The sequence below is a fragment of the Hydrogenophaga sp. H7 genome, assembly GCF_002025745.1.
Classification (GTDB): domain Bacteria; phylum Pseudomonadota; class Gammaproteobacteria; order Burkholderiales; family Burkholderiaceae_C; genus Hydrogenophaga; species Hydrogenophaga pseudoflava.
In genome coordinates, this window is record NZ_MCIC01000017.1 from 381,598 (window position 1) to 402,144 (window position 20,547).

23 protein-coding genes are annotated in these 20,547 nt (G+C 68.8%); 7 read left to right on the forward strand and 16 right to left on the reverse strand.

The genetic code is table 11. The annotated features are described in order from the left end of the window. Positions 1–2: 2 nt before the first annotated feature. Both BC358_RS17565 and BC358_RS17570 read left to right on the forward strand, forming a co-directional pair. Positions 3–503, forward strand: coding sequence for a 6,7-dimethyl-8-ribityllumazine synthase (locus BC358_RS17565; protein WP_079366803.1), 501 nt, complete (start codon positions 3–5; stop codon positions 501–503). Positions 504–514: 11 nt separating this feature from the next. Continuing rightward, positions 515–868 carry a DUF1161 domain-containing protein gene (locus BC358_RS17570; RefSeq protein WP_066153064.1) on the forward strand — a complete coding sequence of 118 codons (354 nt, stop codon included), beginning with the start codon at positions 515–517 and terminating at the stop codon, positions 866–868. A gap of 18 nt (positions 869–886) precedes the next feature. On the opposite strand, the gene BC358_RS17575 is transcribed toward BC358_RS17570, so the two are convergent. The 3 genes from BC358_RS17575 to BC358_RS17585 all read right to left on the reverse strand — a co-directional run bounded on the left by BC358_RS17575 (position 887) and on the right by BC358_RS17585 (position 3,569). After that, on the reverse strand, positions 887–1,732 hold the full coding sequence (locus BC358_RS17575) for an enoyl-CoA hydratase-related protein (RefSeq protein WP_079366804.1): 846 nt from the start codon (positions 1,730–1,732) through the stop codon (positions 887–889). Beyond that, positions 1,695–2,933, reverse strand: coding sequence for a DNA polymerase IV (locus tag BC358_RS17580; RefSeq protein ID WP_079366852.1), 1,239 nt, complete (start codon positions 2,931–2,933; stop codon positions 1,695–1,697). Before BC358_RS17580 ends, BC358_RS17575 begins: the two co-directional genes overlap by 38 nt. Positions 2,934–3,032: 99 nt before the next feature. Beyond that, positions 3,033–3,569, reverse strand: a complete 537-nt coding sequence (locus BC358_RS17585; RefSeq protein ID WP_079366805.1) for an anti-sigma factor domain-containing protein — start codon at positions 3,567–3,569, stop codon at positions 3,033–3,035. A 166-nt stretch (positions 3,570–3,735) separates the two neighbouring features. Between BC358_RS17585 and BC358_RS17590 the strand changes: the two genes are divergently transcribed. Both BC358_RS17590 and BC358_RS17595 read left to right on the forward strand, forming a co-directional pair. Beyond that, positions 3,736–4,977, forward strand: coding sequence for a hypothetical protein (locus BC358_RS17590; RefSeq protein WP_066153072.1), 1,242 nt, complete (start codon positions 3,736–3,738; stop codon positions 4,975–4,977). A gap of 102 nt (positions 4,978–5,079) precedes the next feature. Next, entirely contained in the window at positions 5,080–6,093 is a 1,014-nt protein-coding gene (locus BC358_RS17595) for a BLUF domain-containing protein (RefSeq protein WP_079366806.1), read from the forward strand. A 1-nt stretch (position 6,094) separates the two neighbouring features. Here BC358_RS17595 and BC358_RS17600 read toward each other — a convergent pair whose 3' ends face one another. The 5 genes from BC358_RS17600 to BC358_RS17620 form a co-directional block, all read right to left on the reverse strand. Continuing rightward, positions 6,095–7,249 (reverse strand): alpha-hydroxy acid oxidase, encoded by a 1,155-nt coding sequence (locus tag BC358_RS17600; RefSeq protein WP_066153078.1) that lies wholly within the window; start codon positions 7,247–7,249, stop codon positions 6,095–6,097. 110 nt (positions 7,250–7,359) lie between these two features. After that, complete coding sequence (locus BC358_RS17605) at positions 7,360–8,742, reverse strand: sensor histidine kinase (RefSeq protein WP_079366807.1); 1,383 nt, start codon at positions 8,740–8,742, stop codon at positions 7,360–7,362. Between the two features lie 9 nt (positions 8,743–8,751). Beyond that, positions 8,752–9,129: a response regulator gene (locus tag BC358_RS17610; RefSeq protein WP_079366808.1), complete on the reverse strand. Its 378-nt coding sequence runs from the start codon at positions 9,127–9,129 to the stop codon at positions 8,752–8,754. Positions 9,130–9,204: 75 nt separating this feature from the next. Then, positions 9,205–9,513 (reverse strand): BON domain-containing protein, encoded by a 309-nt coding sequence (locus tag BC358_RS17615; RefSeq protein ID WP_066153086.1) that lies wholly within the window; start codon positions 9,511–9,513, stop codon positions 9,205–9,207. A gap of 53 nt (positions 9,514–9,566) precedes the next feature. Further along, positions 9,567–9,998 (reverse strand): BON domain-containing protein, encoded by a 432-nt coding sequence (locus tag BC358_RS17620; protein WP_079366809.1) that lies wholly within the window; start codon positions 9,996–9,998, stop codon positions 9,567–9,569. A 276-nt stretch (positions 9,999–10,274) separates the two neighbouring features. Between BC358_RS17620 and BC358_RS17625 the strand changes: the two genes are divergently transcribed. Further along, on the forward strand, positions 10,275–10,907 hold the full coding sequence (locus BC358_RS17625) for a response regulator transcription factor (protein ID WP_066153090.1): 633 nt from the start codon (positions 10,275–10,277) through the stop codon (positions 10,905–10,907). Between the two features lie 21 nt (positions 10,908–10,928). On the opposite strand, the gene BC358_RS17630 is transcribed toward BC358_RS17625, so the two are convergent. The 5 genes from BC358_RS17630 to BC358_RS17650 form a co-directional block, all read right to left on the reverse strand. Then, positions 10,929–11,543, reverse strand: coding sequence for a hypothetical protein (locus BC358_RS17630; protein WP_079366810.1), 615 nt, complete (start codon positions 11,541–11,543; stop codon positions 10,929–10,931). Beyond that, the gene (locus tag BC358_RS17635; RefSeq protein WP_079366811.1) at positions 11,540–11,905 is read right to left on the reverse strand and encodes a phage holin family protein; all 366 of its coding nucleotides are present in this window, start codon (positions 11,903–11,905) and stop codon (positions 11,540–11,542) included. The genes BC358_RS17630 and BC358_RS17635 overlap by 4 nt, the downstream gene beginning before the upstream one ends. Positions 11,906–11,943: 38 nt before the next feature. Next, positions 11,944–12,366 (reverse strand): hypothetical protein, encoded by a 423-nt coding sequence (locus BC358_RS17640; RefSeq protein WP_079366812.1) that lies wholly within the window; start codon positions 12,364–12,366, stop codon positions 11,944–11,946. A gap of 55 nt (positions 12,367–12,421) precedes the next feature. Continuing rightward, positions 12,422–12,583: a DUF1328 domain-containing protein gene (locus tag BC358_RS17645; protein WP_079366813.1), complete on the reverse strand. Its 162-nt coding sequence runs from the start codon at positions 12,581–12,583 to the stop codon at positions 12,422–12,424. Positions 12,584–12,669: 86 nt separating this feature from the next. Beyond that, a complete protein-coding gene (locus tag BC358_RS17650; protein WP_179130100.1) occupies positions 12,670–13,851 on the reverse strand; it encodes an AI-2E family transporter in 1,182 nt (393 codons plus the stop codon). A 211-nt stretch (positions 13,852–14,062) separates the two neighbouring features. Here BC358_RS17650 and BC358_RS17655 point away from each other — a divergent pair, with 211 nt between their 5' ends. Then, the gene (locus BC358_RS17655; RefSeq protein ID WP_079366815.1) at positions 14,063–15,376 is read left to right on the forward strand and encodes a hypothetical protein; all 1,314 of its coding nucleotides are present in this window, start codon (positions 14,063–14,065) and stop codon (positions 15,374–15,376) included. A 40-nt stretch (positions 15,377–15,416) separates the two neighbouring features. Here BC358_RS17655 and BC358_RS17660 read toward each other — a convergent pair whose 3' ends face one another. After that, a complete protein-coding gene (locus tag BC358_RS17660) occupies positions 15,417–16,967 on the reverse strand; it encodes a bifunctional aminoglycoside phosphotransferase/ATP-binding protein (protein WP_079366816.1) in 1,551 nt (516 codons plus the stop codon). Between the two features lie 85 nt (positions 16,968–17,052). Here BC358_RS17660 and BC358_RS17665 point away from each other — a divergent pair, with 85 nt between their 5' ends. Next, positions 17,053–18,579, forward strand: coding sequence for an AMP-binding protein (locus BC358_RS17665; RefSeq protein ID WP_079366817.1), 1,527 nt, complete (start codon positions 17,053–17,055; stop codon positions 18,577–18,579). 10 nt (positions 18,580–18,589) lie between these two features. On the opposite strand, the gene BC358_RS21975 is transcribed toward BC358_RS17665, so the two are convergent. Further along, positions 18,590–19,210, reverse strand: a complete 621-nt coding sequence (locus BC358_RS21975; RefSeq protein WP_143434346.1) for a hypothetical protein — start codon at positions 19,208–19,210, stop codon at positions 18,590–18,592. 177 nt (positions 19,211–19,387) lie between these two features. Next, a protein-coding gene (locus BC358_RS17670) for an IS3 family transposase (protein ID WP_256861428.1) occupies positions 19,388–20,484 on the reverse strand; the annotation gives its coding sequence in 2 pieces (ribosomal slippage) (positions 19,388–20,232 and positions 20,232–20,484; 1,098 coding nt in all). Between the last annotated feature and the right edge of the window lie 63 nt (positions 20,485–20,547).

Below are 20,547 nucleotides of genomic sequence, written 5' to 3' on the forward strand. Positions count from 1 at the left end.
CCATGAGCACCACTACCCCCGCCACCTTTCCCACCGACCTGCCTGCCGGTCTGCGCTTTGCCTTCGTCGAGGCCGTCTGGCACGCCGACATCGTCCAGCAGGCGCGCGACGCCTTCCTCGCCCGCATGGCCGAAGCCGGCATCGGCCCGGAGCGCATCGACCTGTTCGATGTGCCCGGTGCGTTCGAGATTCCGCTGCACGCCCAGCGCCTGGCCCGTTCGGGCCGCTACGCCGCCGTGGTCGGCAGCGCGCTGGTGGTGGACGACGGCATCTACCGGTTCGACGCGCTGATGCAGACCGTGGTCCAGGCCATGATGAACGTGCAGCTGGACACCGGTGTGCCGACCATCCTGGCCGTACACACGCCGCACCACTTCCGCGAACACGCCGAGCATCGCAAGTACTTCCTGCGCCACTTTGCGGTCAAGGGCACCGAGGCGGCCGACGCCTGCCTGCAGACCGTGGCCGGTTTGCGGCGGCTCGATGGCTTGCTGGCGTCCTGAGGGGGCGTGCGATGAGATCCACACGCTGGGCCGCGCTGGCCCTGGGCCTGGTGAGCAGCGGTGCTTTTGCCGCCGACATCTGCGAACCGCTGCGCGAGCACATCGAGTTCCAGATCGCCAGCACCGGTGCCACCGGCTTTGCGGTGATCGTGGTGGACGCGGACGCCGAGGTGGCGGGCAAGGTGGTCGGCACCTGCGCCCGCGGCGCGCGCAAGCTGGTCTACGTGCGGGCCAGCACGCCACCGGCGGCGGGGCGTCCGGCCCGGCCGGCCGCCACCGTGGCCTCGCGCACGGACGACGCGGACATCATCACCGAGTGCCGCGACGGCACCGTGGTGCGCGGCAACGCCAGCTGCAAGCCCTGAGCGGCGCCCGCCGCGCGCTCAGCCCAGTTCCTTGAAGGATTGCAGCGCCGACAGCGGCGTGAACGAGCCCGCGCGCTTGTCCTTCATCGCGGCGATGGACTCGCGCACGTGTGCGTTGCTCCAGATCGCGCCCTGCAGCCAGCCCATCTGGCGCAGGCTGTCCTCCACGCTGTGGTCGCGCGCGTAGGTCACGGCCTGCTTGGTGCCCCAGATGGCGATGGGCGGCTTGCTGGCAATTTCCTTCGCGCACTGCAGCGCGGCGGCCAGCAGGGCCTCGGGCGTGTCGAACACCTCGTTGATCAGGCCGTAGGCCAGCGCCTTGGCGGCCGGCAGGCGGCGGCCGGTGTAGGCGAGCTCCTTGACCACGGCGAAGGGCACCAGCTTCGGCAGCCGCTGCAGCGTGCCGACGTCGGCCACCATGCCGATGTTGATTTCCTGGATGCAGAAGAAGGCATCCTGCGTGGCGTAGCGGATGCAGCCGGTGGTGACCATGTCCACCGCGCCGCCGATGCAGCCGCCCTGGATGGCGAAGATCACCGGGCAGCGCAGCGCTTCGATCTTCGTGAACGTGGCCTGCATGTCGGTCAGCAGGTCGAAGATGGCGGCGCGGCCTTCCGGGCTCTGGTCGTCCATCTGGATCGCGCCGGCAAAGGTCTCCAGCGCCATGCCGGCACTGAAATGTTTGCCGGTGGAGCTGATGACCAGCGCGCGCGCCGTGCCCTCTCGGTGCAGCTGCGTGACGATCTCGTCCAGCTCGCGCCAGAAGGTCGGGTGCATGGTGTTCATCGCCTCGGGGCGGCTGAGCACCAGGTGGGCAATGTGCCCGTCAATCCAGTTCAGGGAAAAGCAGGTCGGTGCGCTCATGGTCGGCTTTCGGGTGTCGGGGGGGAGGGGTCGCGCCACTGTAGTGCGCCGCCTCGGCACCTTCTGTCCCGGGTTTGACCAGCTTGCCCACGCGCACGCCCAGCAGGCGGAAGCGCCGGGACAGGTCCACCCGCTTGAGGCACAGGCCCGCGTGCCGGCGGATGACGGCCGCATCGGCGGTGGCCACGGCTATGGTGGTGTCGCGCGTGACCTTCTCGAAGTTGTCGAAGGTGATCTTGATGCCGATGGTGCGGCCGGTGTAGCCCTTGCGCTGCAGGTCCGCGGCCACCTGCTCGCACAGCCGCGTGAGCACGGCGCCGGCTTCGGCCCGGTCGCGCACCGCGTGCAGGTCGCGGTCGAACGTGGTCTCGCGGCTCATGCTGACCGGCTCGCTCTCGGTCTCCACCGGCCGGTCGTCGCGACCCCAGGCGGACTCGTGCAGCCAGGCGCCGTAGCTCTTGCCGAAGGTCTCGACCAGCCAGTGTTTTTCGCGCGCCGCCAGCTCGCCGATGGTGTGGATGCCGTGGCTCTGCAGCTTGGCGTCGGCCTTGGGGCCGACGCCGTTGATCTTGCGGCAGGGCAGGGGCCAGATCAGGGATTGCAGGTCCTCCGGCTGCACGATGCTGATGCCGTTGGGCTTGTTGAACTCGCTGGCCATCTTGGCCAGCAGCTTGTTGGGCGCCACGCCGATGGAGCAGGTCAGTCCCGTGACCTGGAAGATGGACTTCTGGATCAGCCGCGCCAGCACGCGCCCGCCCTCGCGCTGGCCGCCGGGCACGTCGGTGAAGTCGATGTAGACCTCGTCCACGCCGCGGTCCTGCATCACCGGCGCGATCTCCAGGATGGTCTGCTTGAACAGGCGCGAGAGGCGCTTGACCTCCTCGAAGTCCACCGGCAGCAGGATGGCGTCCGGACACAGTTTGGCGGCCTTCATCAGCCCCATGGCCGAGCCGACGCCGAACTGGCGCGCCGCGTAGGTGGCGGTGGTGGCCACGCCACGGCCCACGTAGTCCTTCAGGCGCGGAAAGAAGTCCACCGGGATGCGGTCCAGCGTGGCCGGGCCCCACTCGCGTTCGGGCCAGGCCTGGCGCAGGCGTTCGAACATTTCGGCTTCGCGCCGGCGCCCGCCGCCGATGACCATGGGCAGGCCCTTGAGCTGCGGGTAGCGCAGCAGCTCGACCGACGCGTAGAACGCGTCCATGTCGAGGTGGGCGATGCGGCGGGGTCGGGGCGCGGACTCGGTCACGGTGCCGCGAGCATAGCGCCGCAGCGCCCGGCCGAGCCCGCCCCGGAGCTGCCCTTATATGGCCTTGTGCACCAGGGCGCCCTTGAACAGCCAGGGCAGGCGCGGGCCCTGGGCTTCCGGCACACCGCCCTTGTCTTCGACGCTGATCGCCAGCTCGGCCACGCCCGCCAGCGCCGCCTCCTGCGCCGGCAGCTGCAGGGTCTTGAACTTGCTCTCGATCACGCCCAGCGAGCGCGGCGCCTGGCCGTCCTTCACCGCCCACAGCTGCATGCTGTCTTCGCGGCCTTCCTTGACCTCGTTCAGGCGCTGCAGCTGCAGCACACCGGCCTGCGGGTCCATGGTCACCAGCATGGCCGCAGCCCCCTGGTCGTCCAGCAGCACCGCGATGTGGCGGATCTGCGGCACGTTGGCCACCTTGGCCTGCAGGTGGCCGATCTGCGCCTTGAGCTGTTCGTAGAGGCTGGCGCTGGCGGCCCAGCCCAGCATCAGCGCCAGCAGCAGGACGATGGCCAGTGCGCGCCACCACGGCGAGACGCGGCGGCTGGCGGGGGCGCGGGGGGTGTCGGTCGGGACGGTGTGCGGATCGTTCATGCCGGAAGTATGCCCGCGAGGGGCGGGGGGCCGGGGCGCTGCCTGACACCAGCGGCGGTACACTGCGCCGCATCCTGAACGCCGTCCACCGCCTGCGGCGCCGGCATCCGATGCCACAGAAGCGGAGGTCCTTTTTCACTCACGGCCAGCCATGCAAGTTCTAGAAATGGCGATCTGGTCTGCCATGGCGGGTGTCCTGGTGACCCTGACCGTGGCGGCGACGTTCGACGTGGCCACCCGCCCCAGCCTGTCGTCGGCCCGCTCGTGGCTGAGCCTGGTGCTCACCGGTGGCGCCTGCATCCTGATGTCGGGCCTGCCGGAGGCGCTGTGGCCCTCCTGGAACGAGATCAACTGGCTGCCGCTGAAGGCCACGATCGGCCCCCTGTGCGGCGCGCTGGCGATGACCTACCTCGGGCTGTGGTCGGGCCTGCGCAGCGAAGACCTGCTGGTGCGGCGCGTGATGGGACCGGGTGCGTCGTTTCTGGTGGGCGGCACCTTCCTCCTGCTGGGCCTGGTAGTCGCCGGCCTGCCGGCCGACACCGTGCTCCTGCTGACCGGCGCGGTCAACAGCCTAGCGGTGCTGATGGGCGTTCTGATCGCCGTGCGCAGCGTGACACTGGGCGACCAGCTCTCGCGCTGGATGGTGCTGGCCTGTCTCTGCCTGGCCCAGATGACCGCCGGGCTGTACGCCAAGGGCCTGGGCATGGACATGGGCAACGCCTACTGGACGCTCACCGCCTGTGCCACCGTCGGTTACTTCACCACCGTGGTCGTGCTGGTGCGCCAGCGCAGCCGCCACTTCCGGCACCTGCGGCGCCAGGCTGCGGGCCAGGTGCCGGCGATGGCCTCGGCCAGCCTCCCCGTCGGCGCCCATCTGGTGGCACGGGTGGAGGATGCGCTCTGGCGCAGCCAGCGCATGGGCCGCCCCTGCCTCGTGGCCGCGGTGTCGGTGTCCAACCTGTACGCCTACCGCGAGTCGCCGGTCATGAACCCGGAAGGGGACATCCTCGTGGCGCTGTCGGCGCGCATCCGGCAACTGGTGGGGTTCCGCAACGTCGTGGGCCTGTACCACCAGCGCTGCTTCGTGCTGGCCCTCTCGGCCGTTCAGGACCCGACGCGCGCCGAGCTGGTGACCGAGCGGGTGCTGCGCGAACTGCGCATGTCGGTCAGCGTCGGTCCCGATCCGCTCTCGCTGCCGTTCCAGCCGGAAGTGGCCATCGGTGTGGTCGACGTGCCGGCCGGCACCGACGAATCCGCCGCAGTCCGCATCATCAACCTGGCCGAACAACTGGCCCTGCATGCACACGACGAGCCCGAGCGGGTGCTGCGGCGCACCTGGGTGCTGCGGCCGCAGGCTCCGGTGGCGCTGTCGCCCTGGCTGGCCGAGACCCAGCCGGCCAGTCTCTGAACCCGGCTGGCGCCCCTCGCCGTGGCTTCAAAACCCCTGCAGGCATGACATCCTGCACAGCCTGTGCATGCTCGTCCGGTCGTTGCAGGGGGACAATTTCGCATGAGTTCCGTACTGCAGGACCCCGACAACACCAACTGGCCGGACAGCGGCAGCGAACTGTCGCGCCAGGAGCTCGGCCGCCTGATCTACGCCAGCATCTGCCAGGTCGATGGGCCCGTGCTCGACGAGATGCGCCGCATCCGCGACCACGCGGTGGTCAACAACCAGGCCCACAACCTCCGTGTCGCGCTGATGCACCGCTGCGGCTGGTTCGTCGAGTGGATCGAGGGGCCGCCCGACGGCATCAGGGCACTGCTGGAGCGGGTCGCGCTTGATCCGCGCCATCGCAGCCTGCGGGTGGTGCACGAGAGCGTGGGCAAGCCGCGCCTGTTCAAGCCCTGGATCGGCTCCATCGCCCAAACCACCGAGACCACCGGCGAGTTCGCGCGCCGCGTGATGGCGTTGCAGGAGCGCCACCAGAAGGGCAGGGGCTACGAGCCGGCCAGCGTCTGGCGCAGCCTGTGTTCACCGCTGCCGGGACACGTCGAGGTGGCCGCTGCGAACGACGGCAGCTACCAGCGGGTGATGATGATGTCGGCCGCCCGCACCGATGCCTTCGATCTGCTGCGCTGGCTGTCCGCCCACGAACAGCGGGCCGTGGTGCACCGGCGCTTTGCTGGTGCGGCGCGCGATGCGCTGGACGTGGAAAGCGACTACCTCGACCTGCCGCAGCAGGCCGCGGCCGGCCGGCGGCTGATCGTCAATGCCCGCAAGGGCCTGGCGATGGGCATGACCCACGCCTTTCTGCCCGACTACGCAGCGGTGGTGATCCTGCTGGATGCCGACGCCGAACGCAACGAACACCTGCTGGACCGGCTGCTGACGGCCTGCCAGCACGTGCACCACCAGCCGGTGATCGTCGGGCTGGGGGCCGACAGCTGGTTCAGCGACTCGCTGCGCAGCACGACCGAGGCCCGTGGCCTGCGCTGGCACGAGGCCCGCGCGGTCGGACCGTCGTCCGACATGGCCACGCTGTGGTGGGCCCTCAAACGAATCCTCGACGCGCTGAGCTGATTCAGGCGGTCGGGTAGGTGCCCGGCAGCAGGATGCCGGTGTCCACGTTCTGGATGTTGGTGTGGCCGCAGAAGGCCATGGTGATGTCCAGTTCCTTGTGGATGATCTGCAGCGCCTTGAACACGCCTTCTTCGCCCATCGCGCCCAGGCCGTAGACCATGGCGCGGCCGATCATGGTGCCGCGCGCGCCCAGGGCCCAGGCCTTGAGCACGTCCTGCCCGCTGCGGATGCCGCCGTCCATCCAGACCTCGATCTGCTCCCCCACCGCGGCCACGATGGCCGGCAGGGCCTCGATGCTGCTGGGCGCGCCGTCGAGCTGGCGGCCGCCGTGGTTGCTCACCACGATGGCGTCGGCGCCGCTGGCCACGGCCAGTTTCGCGTCCTCCACGTCCATGATGCCCTTGAGGATCAGCTTGCCGCCCCACTGCGCCTTGACCCAGGCCACGTCTTCCCACGACAGCGTGGGGTCGAACTGCTCGTTGGTCCAGGAGGCCAGCGACTTCATGTTGGTCACCGCCTTCACGTGGCCCACCAGGTTGCCGAAGCTGTGGCGCTTGGTGCCCGCCATGCCCAGGCACCAGCGCGGCTTGGTCATCAGGTTGATGATGTTGGCGATGGTGGGGCTGGGCGGCGCGGTCAGGCCGTTCTTCAGGTCCTTGTGGCGCTGGCCGATCACCTGCAGGTCCAGCGTCAGCACCAGCGCGCTGCAGCGGGCCGCGCGGGCGCGCTCGATCATGCGGGCCATGGCCTCGCGGTCACGCATCATGTAGAGCTGGAACCAGAACGGCGCCGTGGTGTTCTGCGCGATGTCCTCGATCGAGCAGATGCTCATGGTCGAGAGCGTGAACGGGATGCCGAAGCGCTCGGCCGCCTTGGCCGCCTTGATCTCGCCGTCGGCGCTCTGCATGCCGGTCAGCCCCACGGGCGCGATGCACACCGGCATCTTCACGTCCTGCCCCACCATCTTGGTGGCGGTGGTGCGGTTTTCCATGTTCACCGCCACGCGCTGGCGCAGCTTGATCTTCTGGAAGTCCTCGCTGTTGGCGCGGTAGGTGCCCTCGGTCCACGAGCCGGAATCGGCGTAGTCGTAGAACATGCGCGGCACGCGCTTCTCGGCCAGGACGCGCAGGTCTTCGATGTTGGTGATCACGGGCATGGGTTGTCTCCGGGGTGGGCTTGAATGCACCGGATCGTAGCGGCGGCGGTGGCGCGCGCCCATTGAAAACCGCTTTTCGGCTTTGAAATTTGCTGCGGGGGCGGCCCGGCTCAGGCCGGCACCGGCCGGGACGGCAGCGTGGCGACGATGGTGGTGCCGGCGCCGGGCGCACTGTCCACCCGCAGCGTGCCGCCGTGCGACTCCACCCGCACGCGCATGCCCAGCAGACCGTGGCGGCCGTGCGGCACGCGCTGCGGGTCGAAACCCTTGCCGTTGTCGTGAACGCTCAGGCGCACCGTGGGCCCCTCGGCCTGCAGGCGCACCCGGGCCTCGGTGCAACCGGCGTACTTGCCGATGTTGGTCAGCGACTCCTGTGCGATGCGGTAGAGCGCGAGCTGCGCCGGCTTGTCCAGGGCCACATCCTGCAGCTCGGCGTGCACCGGCCTGTCCAGCCGCTCGGCCATCTCGCGGCACAGGATCTCCAGCGCCTGCACCAGGCCCAGCTGCGACAGCGCGGACGGGTGCAGGTCTTCGATGATGCGGCGCTTGAGGGCGATGCCCTCGCCCAGGCGGGCCTCGATCGCCAGGATGCGCTCGACCGCCTTCGCGGGCAGGTCGGGCTGGCGGCGCAGCCGGGCAAAGTCCAGCTTCATCGACGTCAGCAGCCCGCCCATCTCGTCGTGCAGTTCGCGGGCGATGTGGGCGCGCTCGTCCTCCCGGGCGTTGACCAGGTGGTTGGCCATTTCGGTCAGCTCGGCGGTGCGTTCCTTCACCCGGGCCGCCAGGCGCTGCCCTTCCTCGAGCATCTGCTGGTCGCCCCGGTGCAACTGGCGCTGGAACAGGAACAGGCCGAGCATGGTGGCCAGCGCCAGCAGGTGCACGGCCATGCGGTTGATCATCAGCGCGTCGTAGAGGTTGACCCGCGACTTCTGCTGCACCGCGGCCGTCTGTTCCAGCACCTCGGCAAAGGCCTGGCGCAGGGCGTTGCGGCGCTCCAGGCTGGCGCTGCTGGCGGCGGCGGCGATCGCCGGGGCGCGCTCGCCGCGCGCCACCATGGCGATCCAGGACTCGGTGGTGCGGATGTGTTCGTCGATCAGGCGCTCGATCGGTTCCACCGACACCGTCTCCTCCGGAACTTCCCGGGTGATCAGGGCGAAGGCGCTGTCCTTGACCGCTTGCAGCTCCTCCACCGCGGCGCGGTAGCGGATGGCCTCCTCGGGGCTGGCGGTGAGGATGTAGGAGCGGGCGTACAGGCCCACTTCGGTGAGCCGCTGCAGCGTCTCGGCCGATTTCACGCGGGCGTCGGTGAGTGCGATGTCGTTGTCCAGCGTGGCCCCGGAGTGCTGGTAGGCGCTCTCGTTGACCACCATGCCCACCACCCCCAGGGCGATCACGATGGGCATGGTGTAGCGGCCGCGGGCGGCCAGTTCAAAGCGATGGCGGAACCGCTGGACGCGTTCGGCGTCGGGCGTGAGGCTGGGCGGCGGAGGCATGCGGCAGTCTCAGGCCTCGGCCAGCTTGTCGCAATAGTCGATCAGGGCGTCGAGGTCGCGGGACTTGTCGAACACCTCGGCCGCCCCCAGCGCCAGGCAGCGCCGCCGCACCTCCGGGGTCGCGAAGTTGGAGAGCACCACGCGCTGGGCGCGCATCTGCATGCCCTGCGCCGCTTCCAGCACGCCCAGGCCGCTGCCGGCGGCCAGGAAGATGTCCACGATCACCAGGTCCAGGTCGGTGGCATGTTCGTGCAACCCGCGCACCGCGGCCTCCTCGGAAGGCGCAGACCCCACGATCCGGACGCTGGTCAGCTCCTCCAGGGTGGCGACCAGGTTGCTGAGGATGGTGGGGTTGTCTTCGACGATGAATGCGCTGAGGGTTGGCATGGAACACGGGCCTGGAGAGTCCTGCAACGATAGCCACTGTGCGTGGCCACCGCTGTAGGACATGTCTGACACACTTTATTTCACGATGATGTCGTTGGTCACACGTGTGACGCCTTTCACGTTGGCCGCGATGGTGGCGGCCTGATCGCGTTCGGCGCTGTTCTTGGCAAAGCCCGAGAGCTGCACCACACCCTTGAGCGTTTCCACCTTGATGGACATGGCGCTGACGATCGGGTCTTCGGCGAAGCGGGCCTTGACCTGGGTGGTGATGGTGGTGTCGTCGATGTAGGACCCCACGGTCTGCTGGTCGCGCGCCACGGCGCAGCCGGTGATGGTGACAGCGCCGAGGGCGAGGGCCGAGGCGAGGGCGATGGTCTTGAGCATGTGGATCTCCTGTGTTGGGTGGGTGATCGGTGGTCGGTTCAGGGTCGGCCCTGTCAGCCCACCACCAGCTTGTTCTGGACCTCGGTCACGCCTTCGACGGCCTTGGCCAGTGTGGTGGCCCGTTCGGCGGCTTCGGCGCTGGGCGCCGGGCCGGTCAGCGACACCACGCCCTGCACGGTGTCAACCTCGATCTTCAAAGCGCTGAGCTGGTCGTCGGCGGCCAGTGCGGCCTTGACCTGGGTGGTGATGGCCATGTCCGTGGCTGCGGTCGTCACGGACTGGACGGCCTGCTCACCTTCGCGCTTGATGTCGGCGGCAGTGCTCTCCATGTCCTGGCGCGCCTGCAGGGCGGCCTGCTCGGTGCTGGTCATGGCGCCGTCGATCTTCTGGCCGACCGTGGCCTCCTCCTTCTGTCCGCAGGCGGTCAGCGACAGCAGAACGGCGGTGGTGGCAATGACCACTTGTGCTCGGTTGGAAAGTTTCATCTCGTGCTCCTTGGATGGGTTGGCGGAAGGCCGGGCCGGTGCGTGGACCGACCCGGAACAGCCAGGGCGAAGGACTCGCCGCGCTGTGTGGTCACTGTAGAAAACGCAGCGCCCGCGGGCTGTCGGTCGGGCCCCTGTGCCCCTGTAGGACAGCGCCCCGCCCGGCTGTCGGAGGGGTGTAGGAACTGTCTGACGGACAGCGCGGCTACCCCGCGCTACATTGGTTGAGCCGCCTGCGGGCGGCACGCACGAGAGAACCAGACACAAGGAGAACGCATGATCCGGATTGGCATCGTCGACGACCACGCGGTGGTGAGGGCCGGGCTGCGGCAGTACCTGGCCGACCATGTGGACCTGCGCGTCACGGGGGAAGCCACCAACGGCGCCGAAGCCCTGGAGCTGGCCCGCGCGGGCGAGGTGGACGTGCTGCTGCTGGACATCTCCATGCCCGACCAGAGCGGCGTGGACGCGCTCAAGGCCATCAAGGCCCGCTTCCCCGACCTGGCCGTGCTCATCCTCAGCGGCTTCCCCGAGGCGCACTACGCCACCAACCTGCTGCGCCTGGGCGCCAGCGGCTACCTCAACAAGGAGTGCGAACCGGACGAGATCGTGCTGGCCATCCGCACCGTGTCCATGGGCCGCAAGTACATCAGCCAGGCGGTGGCCACGCTGCTGGCCGAAGGTGTGGCCGGCGGCCTGGACCGGCCGCCGCACGAGCTGCTGTCCGAGCGCGAGCTGCAGGTCTTCCTGCGGCTGGCCAAGGGCGAGACCATCGGCGCCATGGCCGAGGCCATGTTCCTGAGCGTGAAGACGGTGAGCACCTACCGCACCCGCGTGCTGGAAAAGCTCAAGCTCTCCAGCAACAGCGAACTCACCTACTACGCGATGACCAACGGGCTGATCCAGTGAGCCCTCTGGTGCCGCGCAGCCTCACGGGCTGTTGGCGGGCGGTGGGGGTGGAGGTGGAGAGGGTGATGGGGGCGGGCTCGGGTCCTGGCCCCTGTCTTTGAGCCAGGCGGTGAGTGCGCCGAGCAGGGCCAGCTGCACCGGCGCTTGCGCCAGCTGCTGCCACAGCATGCGGCCCACGCGGTGGGGCAGGTCGCGGGTCTGGCGGCGCAGCGTGTGCGCCACCCAGGGCCGGGCCATCACCAAGGCGCCGCCCACGGCAGCCGCGACCGCCAGGCTGGCCCACGGATGCCGCCGCACGACCGGCTTCACCTCGTCGGCCAGGGTGCCCGCCACCAGCTCGACCGAGGCGTGCCAGGGCTGGCGGGTCCACCAGCGGCGCGCCAGCGCACGCGCGGTGCGCCAGGCGGCCCGGGGCAGGCCGTCGCGCTGGGCGCGGGCCATCAGGACATTCATCAGCGAGGCCACCAGACCAACCACGCCTGCGCTGTCCGAATCGGCGTGAGCGCCCCGGTCCGACGGTGCCGGGTACAGCCGCTGGATCAGCAGCGTGCGCGAGGCGTCCAGACGCGCGAGCGCCAGCGCCTTGCGCTGGGCAGCCGTCGGCGGTCGATCGGGCGAAGAAGGTTGCGGGCTCATTCTTCGTCCAGGATGCGCAGCGTCGCCAGGTCCTGCGCCATCTGCTGGCGCAGGGCGGCGAAGGGTGGCGACTTTTCCAGGCGGTGTGCGCGCCAGGCGAGCAGGGCCGCCAGCAGCAGCGGCACCGCGGGGATGACCACCAGCAGCCAGGGCATGGGCATGGACGCCAGCGGCACCACCGCCACGGCAATCCCCGCCACACCCGCGAGCCCCAGGGCCAGCACCGCCAGCAGGGCGGCGGCGCTGTTCAGCCCGGCACGGTGCTTCCACTGCGCGCCCCACTCGTCCAGCTCGGCCGAGGCGAGGTCCACATAGGCGTCGGCATGTTCCAGCACCAGGCCAGGCTGCCGCGCCAGGGCCATGAAGGCGGGGTGTATCACCGTGCGGGCCCCGGCCGGTGTCAGTAGCGCTCGGCGCGGCGGCGGGCGGCCCAGGTCACCAGCAGCGTGGCCGCGGCGCCCGCTGCGGCGGCCATCAGCAGGGCCTTGGCGGGTTCCTGGCGCACGTAGTCGGTGGTGCGCTCGCCCACCTCGTGGGCCTTGTTGGCCACGACCGTGCCCGCGGCGCGGGCCTTGTCGATGCCCGCACGGGCCAGGTCTTCGGCGCGGTGGGCGGCGCGGTTCAGGTGCACCGGCACGGCATCGCGCACCTGGCGCAGGCCGGCCTGGATGCTCGCTTCCGCCTCGGCCGCGGCGCGGCGCGAGTCGCTCAGCGCCTCATCGGCCCGGTCGGCCGTGCGGGCCACGGCCCGCTGTGCGGTGTCCACACCGGCATCGATCATGTCCTGGGCGTTGTCCATGGCGGTCTTGACTTTGGTGCTCATAGGAATCTCCTGTGATTGAAAGGAAGGGAATGAAACAGGGCGGTGTGAACGCCCGTCAGCGCTTGAAAAGTCCGAAGACGAAGGTGGCCGCGGCCATGATCAGGAACACGAAGAACAGAATCTTCGCGATGCCGGCGGCGCTGGCGGCAATGCCTCCAAAGCCCAGCACGGCGGCGATCAGCGCGATCACTAGGAACACGACGGCGTAATGCAGCATGGCAATCTCCTGGTGGGTTACCGCAGCGCCACGGCTGCGATGGATTCAGTGTGCGCGCGGGTGGCACCCGCCGGTGTCGGCCAATGTCAGCGCGGCGTGTAGGACGCAGCCGACACCGCCCGGCGCGGCGGTGCGCTGCTGAACAGCACGTCCAAGAAGCGCAGCGGCGCGAGGTGCCGGCCCATCACCACCAGACACACCGTCAGCGGTGTGGCCAGCACCAGCCCCACCGGTCCCCACAGCAGCGCCCAGAACGCGGCCGACAGCAGCACCGCCAGCGGCGAGACGCCGGTGGAGCCGCCGTAGGCCAGGGGCTCGACCACGTTGTTGCTGACCAGCTCCAGCGTGGCGATCAGGCCCAGCGTCCACAGCACCATCGACCAGCCGGGGTCGACCGCGAACGCCAGCACCAGCGGGAACACCGCGCCCAGCGCCGGTCCCAGGTAGGGCACGAAGCGCAGCACCGTCGCCAGCCCGCCCCACAGCCAGGCGCCCGGCACCCCGATGCACCACAGCCCCAGGGCCATCGGCAGGCCGTAGCCCAGGTTCACCATCAGCTGCGCGGTGAGGTAGCGGCTCACCCGCCGGCCCGACTCCGTCAGCGCCGCGGCCATGCGCGGCGTGTCGCCGCCCAGCAGCCGCAGCAGGCGGTCGCGCAGTTCGGCGCGCTGCAGCAGCATGATGACCGCCAGTATCAGCACCAGCGCCACCGTGGCCAGCTGCACGCCCACCGTCATCACCAGGTCGATGGTGCGGGCGCTGCCGCTGCGGGTTTCCACCGCCACCTGCTGCACCTTGGGGGCCGCGGTGCCCGGGGGCTCGAACGCGCGCGTGGTGGTTTCGACTTCCCGCGCCACCATGTCCATCAGGCGCGTCACCTCCCGCGTGGTGCCCGAGGGCGTCAGCGCCGGGCGCAGCTCGCGCAGCTTCTTCTGGATGTTCTGGCGGTGGGTGGGCAGTTCCTGTCCGAGTTCGCCCACCTGCACCGTCGCCACGGCGGCGGCACCGAGCAGTCCGGTCATGGCGAATGTCATCACCAGTCCCACGGCCAGACCCCGCGGCAACCGCCGGCGCTGCAGCCAGTTCACGGCCGGGTCGAGCGCAAAAGCCAGCAGCGCCGCCAGCGCCAGCGGAATCAGCAGCGCCTTGCCGAAGTGCAGGCCCAGGATGCCGAGCGCCAGCGCGGCGCCGCAGAGCACGAAGCGCTGCACGCCGGGCATCACCGGCTGGGCGGGTGTGGTGGAAATGACCGTGTGGGGGATGTTCATGGCGGAGGTCCGGAGGTCGCAGGTGACCGGATGTTCCGGCCGCCGGCCGCGACGGCCTGTCGGCCGCGCCCGCGCCGGCGTGTCGGACAGCGCCGACACGCCGGCCGCATGCCTTGCCCGGGGGAACGCGGCGCTGCACGCCGTCTTGGAAGCGCCAGGGGCGCGGCGTATCATGGTTTTTGCAGGCCGTCGCCCGCAACGGAGGAACCCCATGGTGCAGCGTTTTTCGAAGCAGCTCGTGCAATCCCTTCAACCCCTGGCGGCGGTCGCCGCGCTGGCGTGCACACCACTGGTGGCGCAGGCCCAGACCGCCCCCACCCAGCTCTGGATCGACCTTTCCACTTCCACCATGACCGGCATGCCCGAGTTCATGCAGGGCGGCGTGGGCGGCGTCATCGGCGGGCTGTTCGGCGGCGGCAAGGGTGGTGGTGGGTCACACGTCTACGGCCACGCCAGCGGCCGCTTCATCCAGCAGGGCAGCCAGCCGGGCCTGACCGGTGCCTTCCCGCCCAGCCGCGTGATCGACGTGGCGCTGTACAACCCGCGCAAACCCGGCACCGAGGCCGCGCTGTTCGTGCCGCTGACCATGGGCATGGGCGAGTCGCTGCCGCTGGTGCCGCCCAGCCCCAGCTTCAAGGAGGCGGGCGAGGGCGGCCCGGCGGAGGTGCCCGAGATCAAGGGCCGCATCCTCATCTACTGGGGCTGCGGCGAGGCGGTGCGCGCCGGCCAGCCCAAGGTCATCAACCTGTCGAACAACCCTGCGGCCTGGGCGGGCGCACTGGCTGGCCGCATGGCGCCCGAGCGCGCGGCCCGCGTGGGCGCGCAGCACGCGCTCTATCCCAACGAGAAGAACACGGTGAACCCGAAGGCCGACACCTCGCTGCAGGGCGTGCACCAGGTGCGCGGCGAGGGCGTGCCCGATTCGATGCAGTTCACCCTGGCCGAGCGGCAGGACCTGATGCCCGCCATCCAGCTGCAGCAGCAGGGCGACCCGTCGCAGAGCATCCGCCTGTCGTGGCAGCCCGTGCCGCGCGCCGCCGCCTACCACCTGCACGCCATGGGCATGGCGGGCGACGACATGGTGCTCTGGTCCAGCGCCGACAACGGCGACGCCGGCCTGGGCCTGTTCGACTACCTCACCGAAACCACGGCCACCAAGTGGGTGAAGGACAAGGTGCTGCTGTCGCCCGAGACCACGCAGTGCGCCGTGCCCCAGGGCATCTTCGCGGGTGGGCAGGGCGGCGGTGGCCGGGCCGAGGCCGGCGGCGCGATGCTGCGCATGATCGCTTACGGCCCCGAGAGCCACTTCAGCCACCCGGTGCGCCCGCCCAAGGCCCCGAACAACTGGCAGCCCGAGTGGGCGGTGCGCGTGCGCGCCAAGAGCCAGACCATGGCGATGCTCGGCATGGACATGGCGGGCATGGCCAGTGGCCGCGACAGCGCCCCGGCGTCGCAGGAAGACAAGCCCTCGGGCGGCCTGCCCGGCGCGGCCGGCAGCATCCTGCGCGGCATCTTCGGGCGCTGAGCGTTCGCGAAGGCGGGCGCTTGCGCGGCGTCTGCCGGCCTCAGGCCGGCAGCGCCAGCACCCGCTCGGCCTCGGTCAGCGGCTCCAGCCAGCCGAACTGCTGCTCCAGCACCGCCAGCGTCGCCTCCGAGGCGTCCTTGCCACTGGCATGGCGCGCGCTGATGCGCCGCCGCAGCTCGTCGGCCGGCGCCTCGCAGGCCAGGATGTGGAAGGGGCAGCCCTCGGCCTCGGCCAGCTCGGCGAACGAGCGCCGCTCGGCTTCGCGCAGAAAGGCCGCGTCCACCACCACCGACCAGCCGTCCTGCAGCAGCATGCGCGCGCGCGCGCGCAGCGAGGCGTAGGTTTCCTCATGCGCCTGCGGACGGTACAGGCCCGTGTTCAGGCCCGAGCCGCTGGCCGCCAGCGGGCTCACGCCGTGCAGGCGCTTGCGCTCCACGTCCGAGCGCAGGCGGATCGCGCGGCCACTCGCCTCGGCCTGCAGCCAGCGGCCCGAAGCCCAGGTCTTGCCGCTGCCCGACAGGCCGTGGGTGATGACCAGCTGCGGCGCGGGCGGGTGGGCGATGTCCTGCGCCAGCGCCAGGTAGCGCCGGGCCTCGGCCAGGTGTTCGTCCGCTTCCGGCGTGCCGGCCAGCTGCCCCGCGCGGATCGCCGCCACCTTGGCGCGCACGCCCGCCCGGTAGCTGGCAAAAAAGCCCCAGACGGTGTGCGCCGACACGTCGCCGCTGGCGTCGGTCCACTCGCTCAGCAGCACGTTCGCCAGCCCCGGCTGGCCGTGGTCCAGCAGGTCCATCCAGCAGAAGGACATGTCGCTGGCCACGTCGATCCAGCGCAGCTCGTCGTTGAACTCGATGGCGTCGAAGGGCAGCACCTCGCCGTCGATGAGGACGAGGTTGGCCAGGTGCAGGTCGCCGTGGCCTTCGCGCACCCGCTCCTTCTGCCGCCGCCGCGAGAGCAGGGGCTCGATGGCGATGAAGCGCTGCTCGGTCCAGTCGCTCAGCGCCTGCACCAGCGCAGCGTCGGCGGGCGCCTTCAGCATTGCGCGCAGGGTGTTGAAGTTGTCGCGCGGCCAGCGCATCGCCGCCGTCGCGTGGCCCCAGGGCTGGGTCTTGCCGGCCACCGCCGCGCGCGCCTGGAACGCCGCCATGCGCCGCGCCAGCCCGGCGATGTGTTCCGCCGTCAGCGCGCCGCGCCGGCACACATGGTCCAGCCGCGCTGCCTCGTCGAAGCGGCGCATCTGCACCGCGAACTCCATCGCCCGCAGATCGTCTTCGGTGCCGGCCTCGCCCCAGCGCGGATCGCCTGGCGCGCCGACGATGGGCCGCACGCCCAGGTAGATGTGGGTGGCCGGCCGGTCGTGCTGCTGGAAGCGCCGGTTCACGCGGATCTCGGTCTCGCAGGCGTGGCGCCGCGCGGCCAGTGTGCTGAAGTCCATGAACGCGAAGCGCACCGGCTTCTTGATCTTGTAGGCGAACTCGCCCGCCAGCAGCACCCAGGCGCCGTGCGTTTCCGTCAGCTCGACGCGGTCGACGGGGTGTGTGTAGCGCGCAGGCTCCAGCAGCGCGGTGATCAACGGGGGCAAGGTGTCGCTCATGCGAACCACTGTAAGGCCGCACACCCTCCGGCTGCCTGACGCCGGCCCACAATCCCCTTTCCTGCCCCCTACCGGAGACGGCCCCATGAACCTCGCCCACCTGTTGCAGCGCAAGGCCCTCGAACACCCGGACCGCCCGGCCATTTACAGCGGCACCCAGCCCGTGGCCACCCACAGCCAGTGGGCGGAACGTGCCGCGAGAGTAGGTGCTCACCTGCGCGCTGCCGGACTGCAGCCCGGCGACCGCGTCGTGCTCTTCATGCGCAACCACCCGCGTTACCTGGGACTGCTGTTCGGCGCGTGGTGGGCCGGGCTGGTGGCGGTGCCGGTGAACGCCAAGCTGCACCTCAAGGAAGTCCAGTGGATCGTGGAGAACGCCGGGGCACGGTGGGCTTTCGTCACGGCGGACATCGTGCCGGATCCGGCGGAACTCACCGGACTGGACGGCGTGATGGAGGTGGACAGCGCCGAATGCGACGCCTGGATCAACGACGGCGAAGGCCTCTCATATATAGAAGAGCGCGCCCCCGACGACACCGCCTGGCTGTTCTACACCAGCGGCACCACCGGCCGGCCCAAGGGCGTGATGATCACGCACCGCAACCTGCTCACCATGGGGCTGGGCTACTTCAACGACGTGGACCCCGTTGATCCGGGTGACGCCATCGCCTACGCCGCGCCCATGTCGCACGGGGCGGGGCTCTACGCCCTCCCGCACCTCATGGCCGGCGCGCGGCACGTGGTGCCCGCCTCGGGCGGTTTCGACGCCGCCGAGCTGTTCGAACTGGGCCGACAACTGGGGCCCCTCTCGCTGTTCGCCGCCCCGACCATCGTCAAACGCATCGTCGACGAAGCCGAGGCGCAGGGCCTCACACCCGAGCAGTGCGGCCAGAGCTTCAAGACCATCGTCTACGGCGGCGCACCCATGTACGCCGCCGACATCCGCCGCGCGCTGCGCACCATGGGCCCGCGCTTCGTGCAGATCTACGGCCAGGGCGAAAGCCCCATGACCGGCACCGCCCTCGGCCGCGCCCACCTGGCAGACACCGCCCACCCGCGGCACGAAGCACGCATCGCCTCCGTCGGCGTGGCGCAGACCCCCGTGCGCATCCGCGTCGCGGGGCCGGACGGCCAGCTGCTGCCCGTGGGCGAGGTCGGTGAAGTGCTGATCCGGGGTGACAGCGTCATGGCCGGCTACTGGCGCAACCCCGAGGCCACCGCAGCCGCCATCCGCGATGGCTGGCTCTGGACCGGCGACATGGGCGCGCTCGACGCCGACGGCTTTTTGACCCTCAAGGACCGCAGCAAGGACCTGATCATCAGCGGCGGCAGCAACATCTACCCACGCGAGGTGGAAGAGGTGCTGCTGCACGCACCCGGAGTGGCCGAAGTCGCCGTGGTCGGCGCGCCCGACCCCGAATGGGGCGAAATCGTGGTGGCGTTTGTGGTGCCGCAATCCGGGGCGGCATTGGATGCGAAGACGCTCGACGCCTTCTGCCTGGACCAGATCGCCCGCTTCAAGCGGCCCAAGCGGTATGAGTTTGTGGAGGCGCTGCCGAAGAACAACTATGGGAAGGTGTTGAAGACGGTGTTGCGAAATCTCGCCGCATAGCGAACTGTCGCTATTTCTGCGCGCGATCTAGCTTTTCAGCTCGTTCAGGCCCATTGCCTTGCTTATCAGATGGCAAAAATAGCTGCTTTGCCTCTATCGCAGCCTGAGCGAGGGTGGATTTTGGAGTTAGTTCAAAGCGATGTTTGAGGTTTGAGAGAAATAGTTGAGATACCTCTGAGTCTTCCCTGTATGCGAGTGAGGTCATTTCTCTTTCGTATGTCAATGCTGCCTCGCTTTGTCGTACCGATTTTTCGAGCGAAGACTTCAACTTTGACATGGCAGATATCATTCTGCCCTTGTCTCCTTCAACTCCATCTTTGAATGCGAGTCCGAGAGCTACTGTTCGAGATGGGCTAGTAATCACTGATAAAAGTATATCGTCTTCTCGCATCATGCTTACCACCTTTGGGTGGCGCTTTATTTGCTTTGAATATAGCTCTGAATATTCTTTGTTTAATCCTAGTACGGTAGCCGCTTCGGCAGCCATGTTGTTCAGTGTGTGCTTGCAGTGATTTGCGGCCGTTTGACCCTCCATGGCTTTCTTGGCGTACTCAGATAGCTGATCAAGTATTGGCTTGAGCAGTGCTTCTGCTCCAGATAGATTTGCTGATCGCAGAGCTTCATTCTTCATGAATTCGTTGGCGTAGCCATTGATACTCTTTAGTATTCCTGAGTATGCAGAAAGCGCACCCAAGGCGTTCGATCTAATCGTCAGGCATTCGGATGTCTTTTCTCTGAGAGGGCGATAGAGATCTGATATTGCAAACTGCCTTAGTGACTCTGAAGTCCCCTCGAATTCCTGAGCCAGTCAGAAGTAGAGGTTGGGGAACAGTTTGACACGGTACTCGACCGGTGGGATTCGGCCGAGAGATTCATGGGGGCGCTGGTGGTTGTAGCGGTGCAGCCAGTCGGCCGTCATATCACGCACCTCCTGCAATGACTCGAAGACATAGCAGTCCAGCACCTCGGTTCGGTAGGTCTTGTTGAATCGTTCGACATAGGCGTTTTGCGTGGGCTTTCCTGGCTGGATGTGATTGAGCGCGATGCCCTTGGATTTCGCCCATTCGGACAGAGCGTGAGCGATGAACTCCGGGCCGTTGTCCAGGCGAATCGACAGCGGCGCTCCGCGCACTTCCACCAGCTCATTCAAGGCACGTATGACACGGGCTGCCGGCAGGCTGGTGTCGACCTCGATACGCAGGCCCTCGCGGTTGAACTCATCGATGACGTTGAAGGTCCTGAATCGCCTGCCGGACCACAGTGCATCGGCCATGAAGTCGCAGCTCCAACCCTGATTGGGTTGGCCAGCAGCCTCCAGCGGTTGCTTGATGCGCGCCGGCAAACGCTTCTTGCCGCGCCGTGGCAGGTTCAGCCGCAGCTCGCAGTACACGCGCCAAAGCACCGTCTTGCCCCAGGGCTTGCCTTGGTGGCGGGCACTGTCGTAAAGCAGGCCAAAGCCGTGGCGCGGGTTGAGCGCCATGTGCATCTGGATGAAGGTGATGACCCCGGAGTCGTCGCGCGCAATGGGTCGGTAGCGCAGTGTGGAGCGGGCAATGCCGCTGGCCTGGCAGGCTCGGCGCTCGCTCATGCCGTGCTCGGCCATGAGGGCTTGAACGACCATCTCGCGACGCTCCGGGGTCAGAGCTTTCGGTCGACAACGTCCTTGAGCGCGTGGTGCATGAGCGCCAGGTCGGCATACATGCGTTTGAGCTTGGCGTTCTCGTCCTGCAGTTGCCGAAGCTGCGCCAGGTGCGAGACCGTCATGCCAGAGAACTGACTCTTCCACTTGTAGTAGGTCGGCTCGCTCACGCCGTGCTTCCTGCACGTCTCGCCGACCTTGGCACCCATCTCGACCTCCTTGAGGATGCCGACTATCTGCGCTTCGCTGAATCTGGATTTCTTCATGTAGAGACTCCGTCTTGGGGAATTCTCTACTTCCGGGTGGTTCAGGTTTTCAAGGGGACTTCA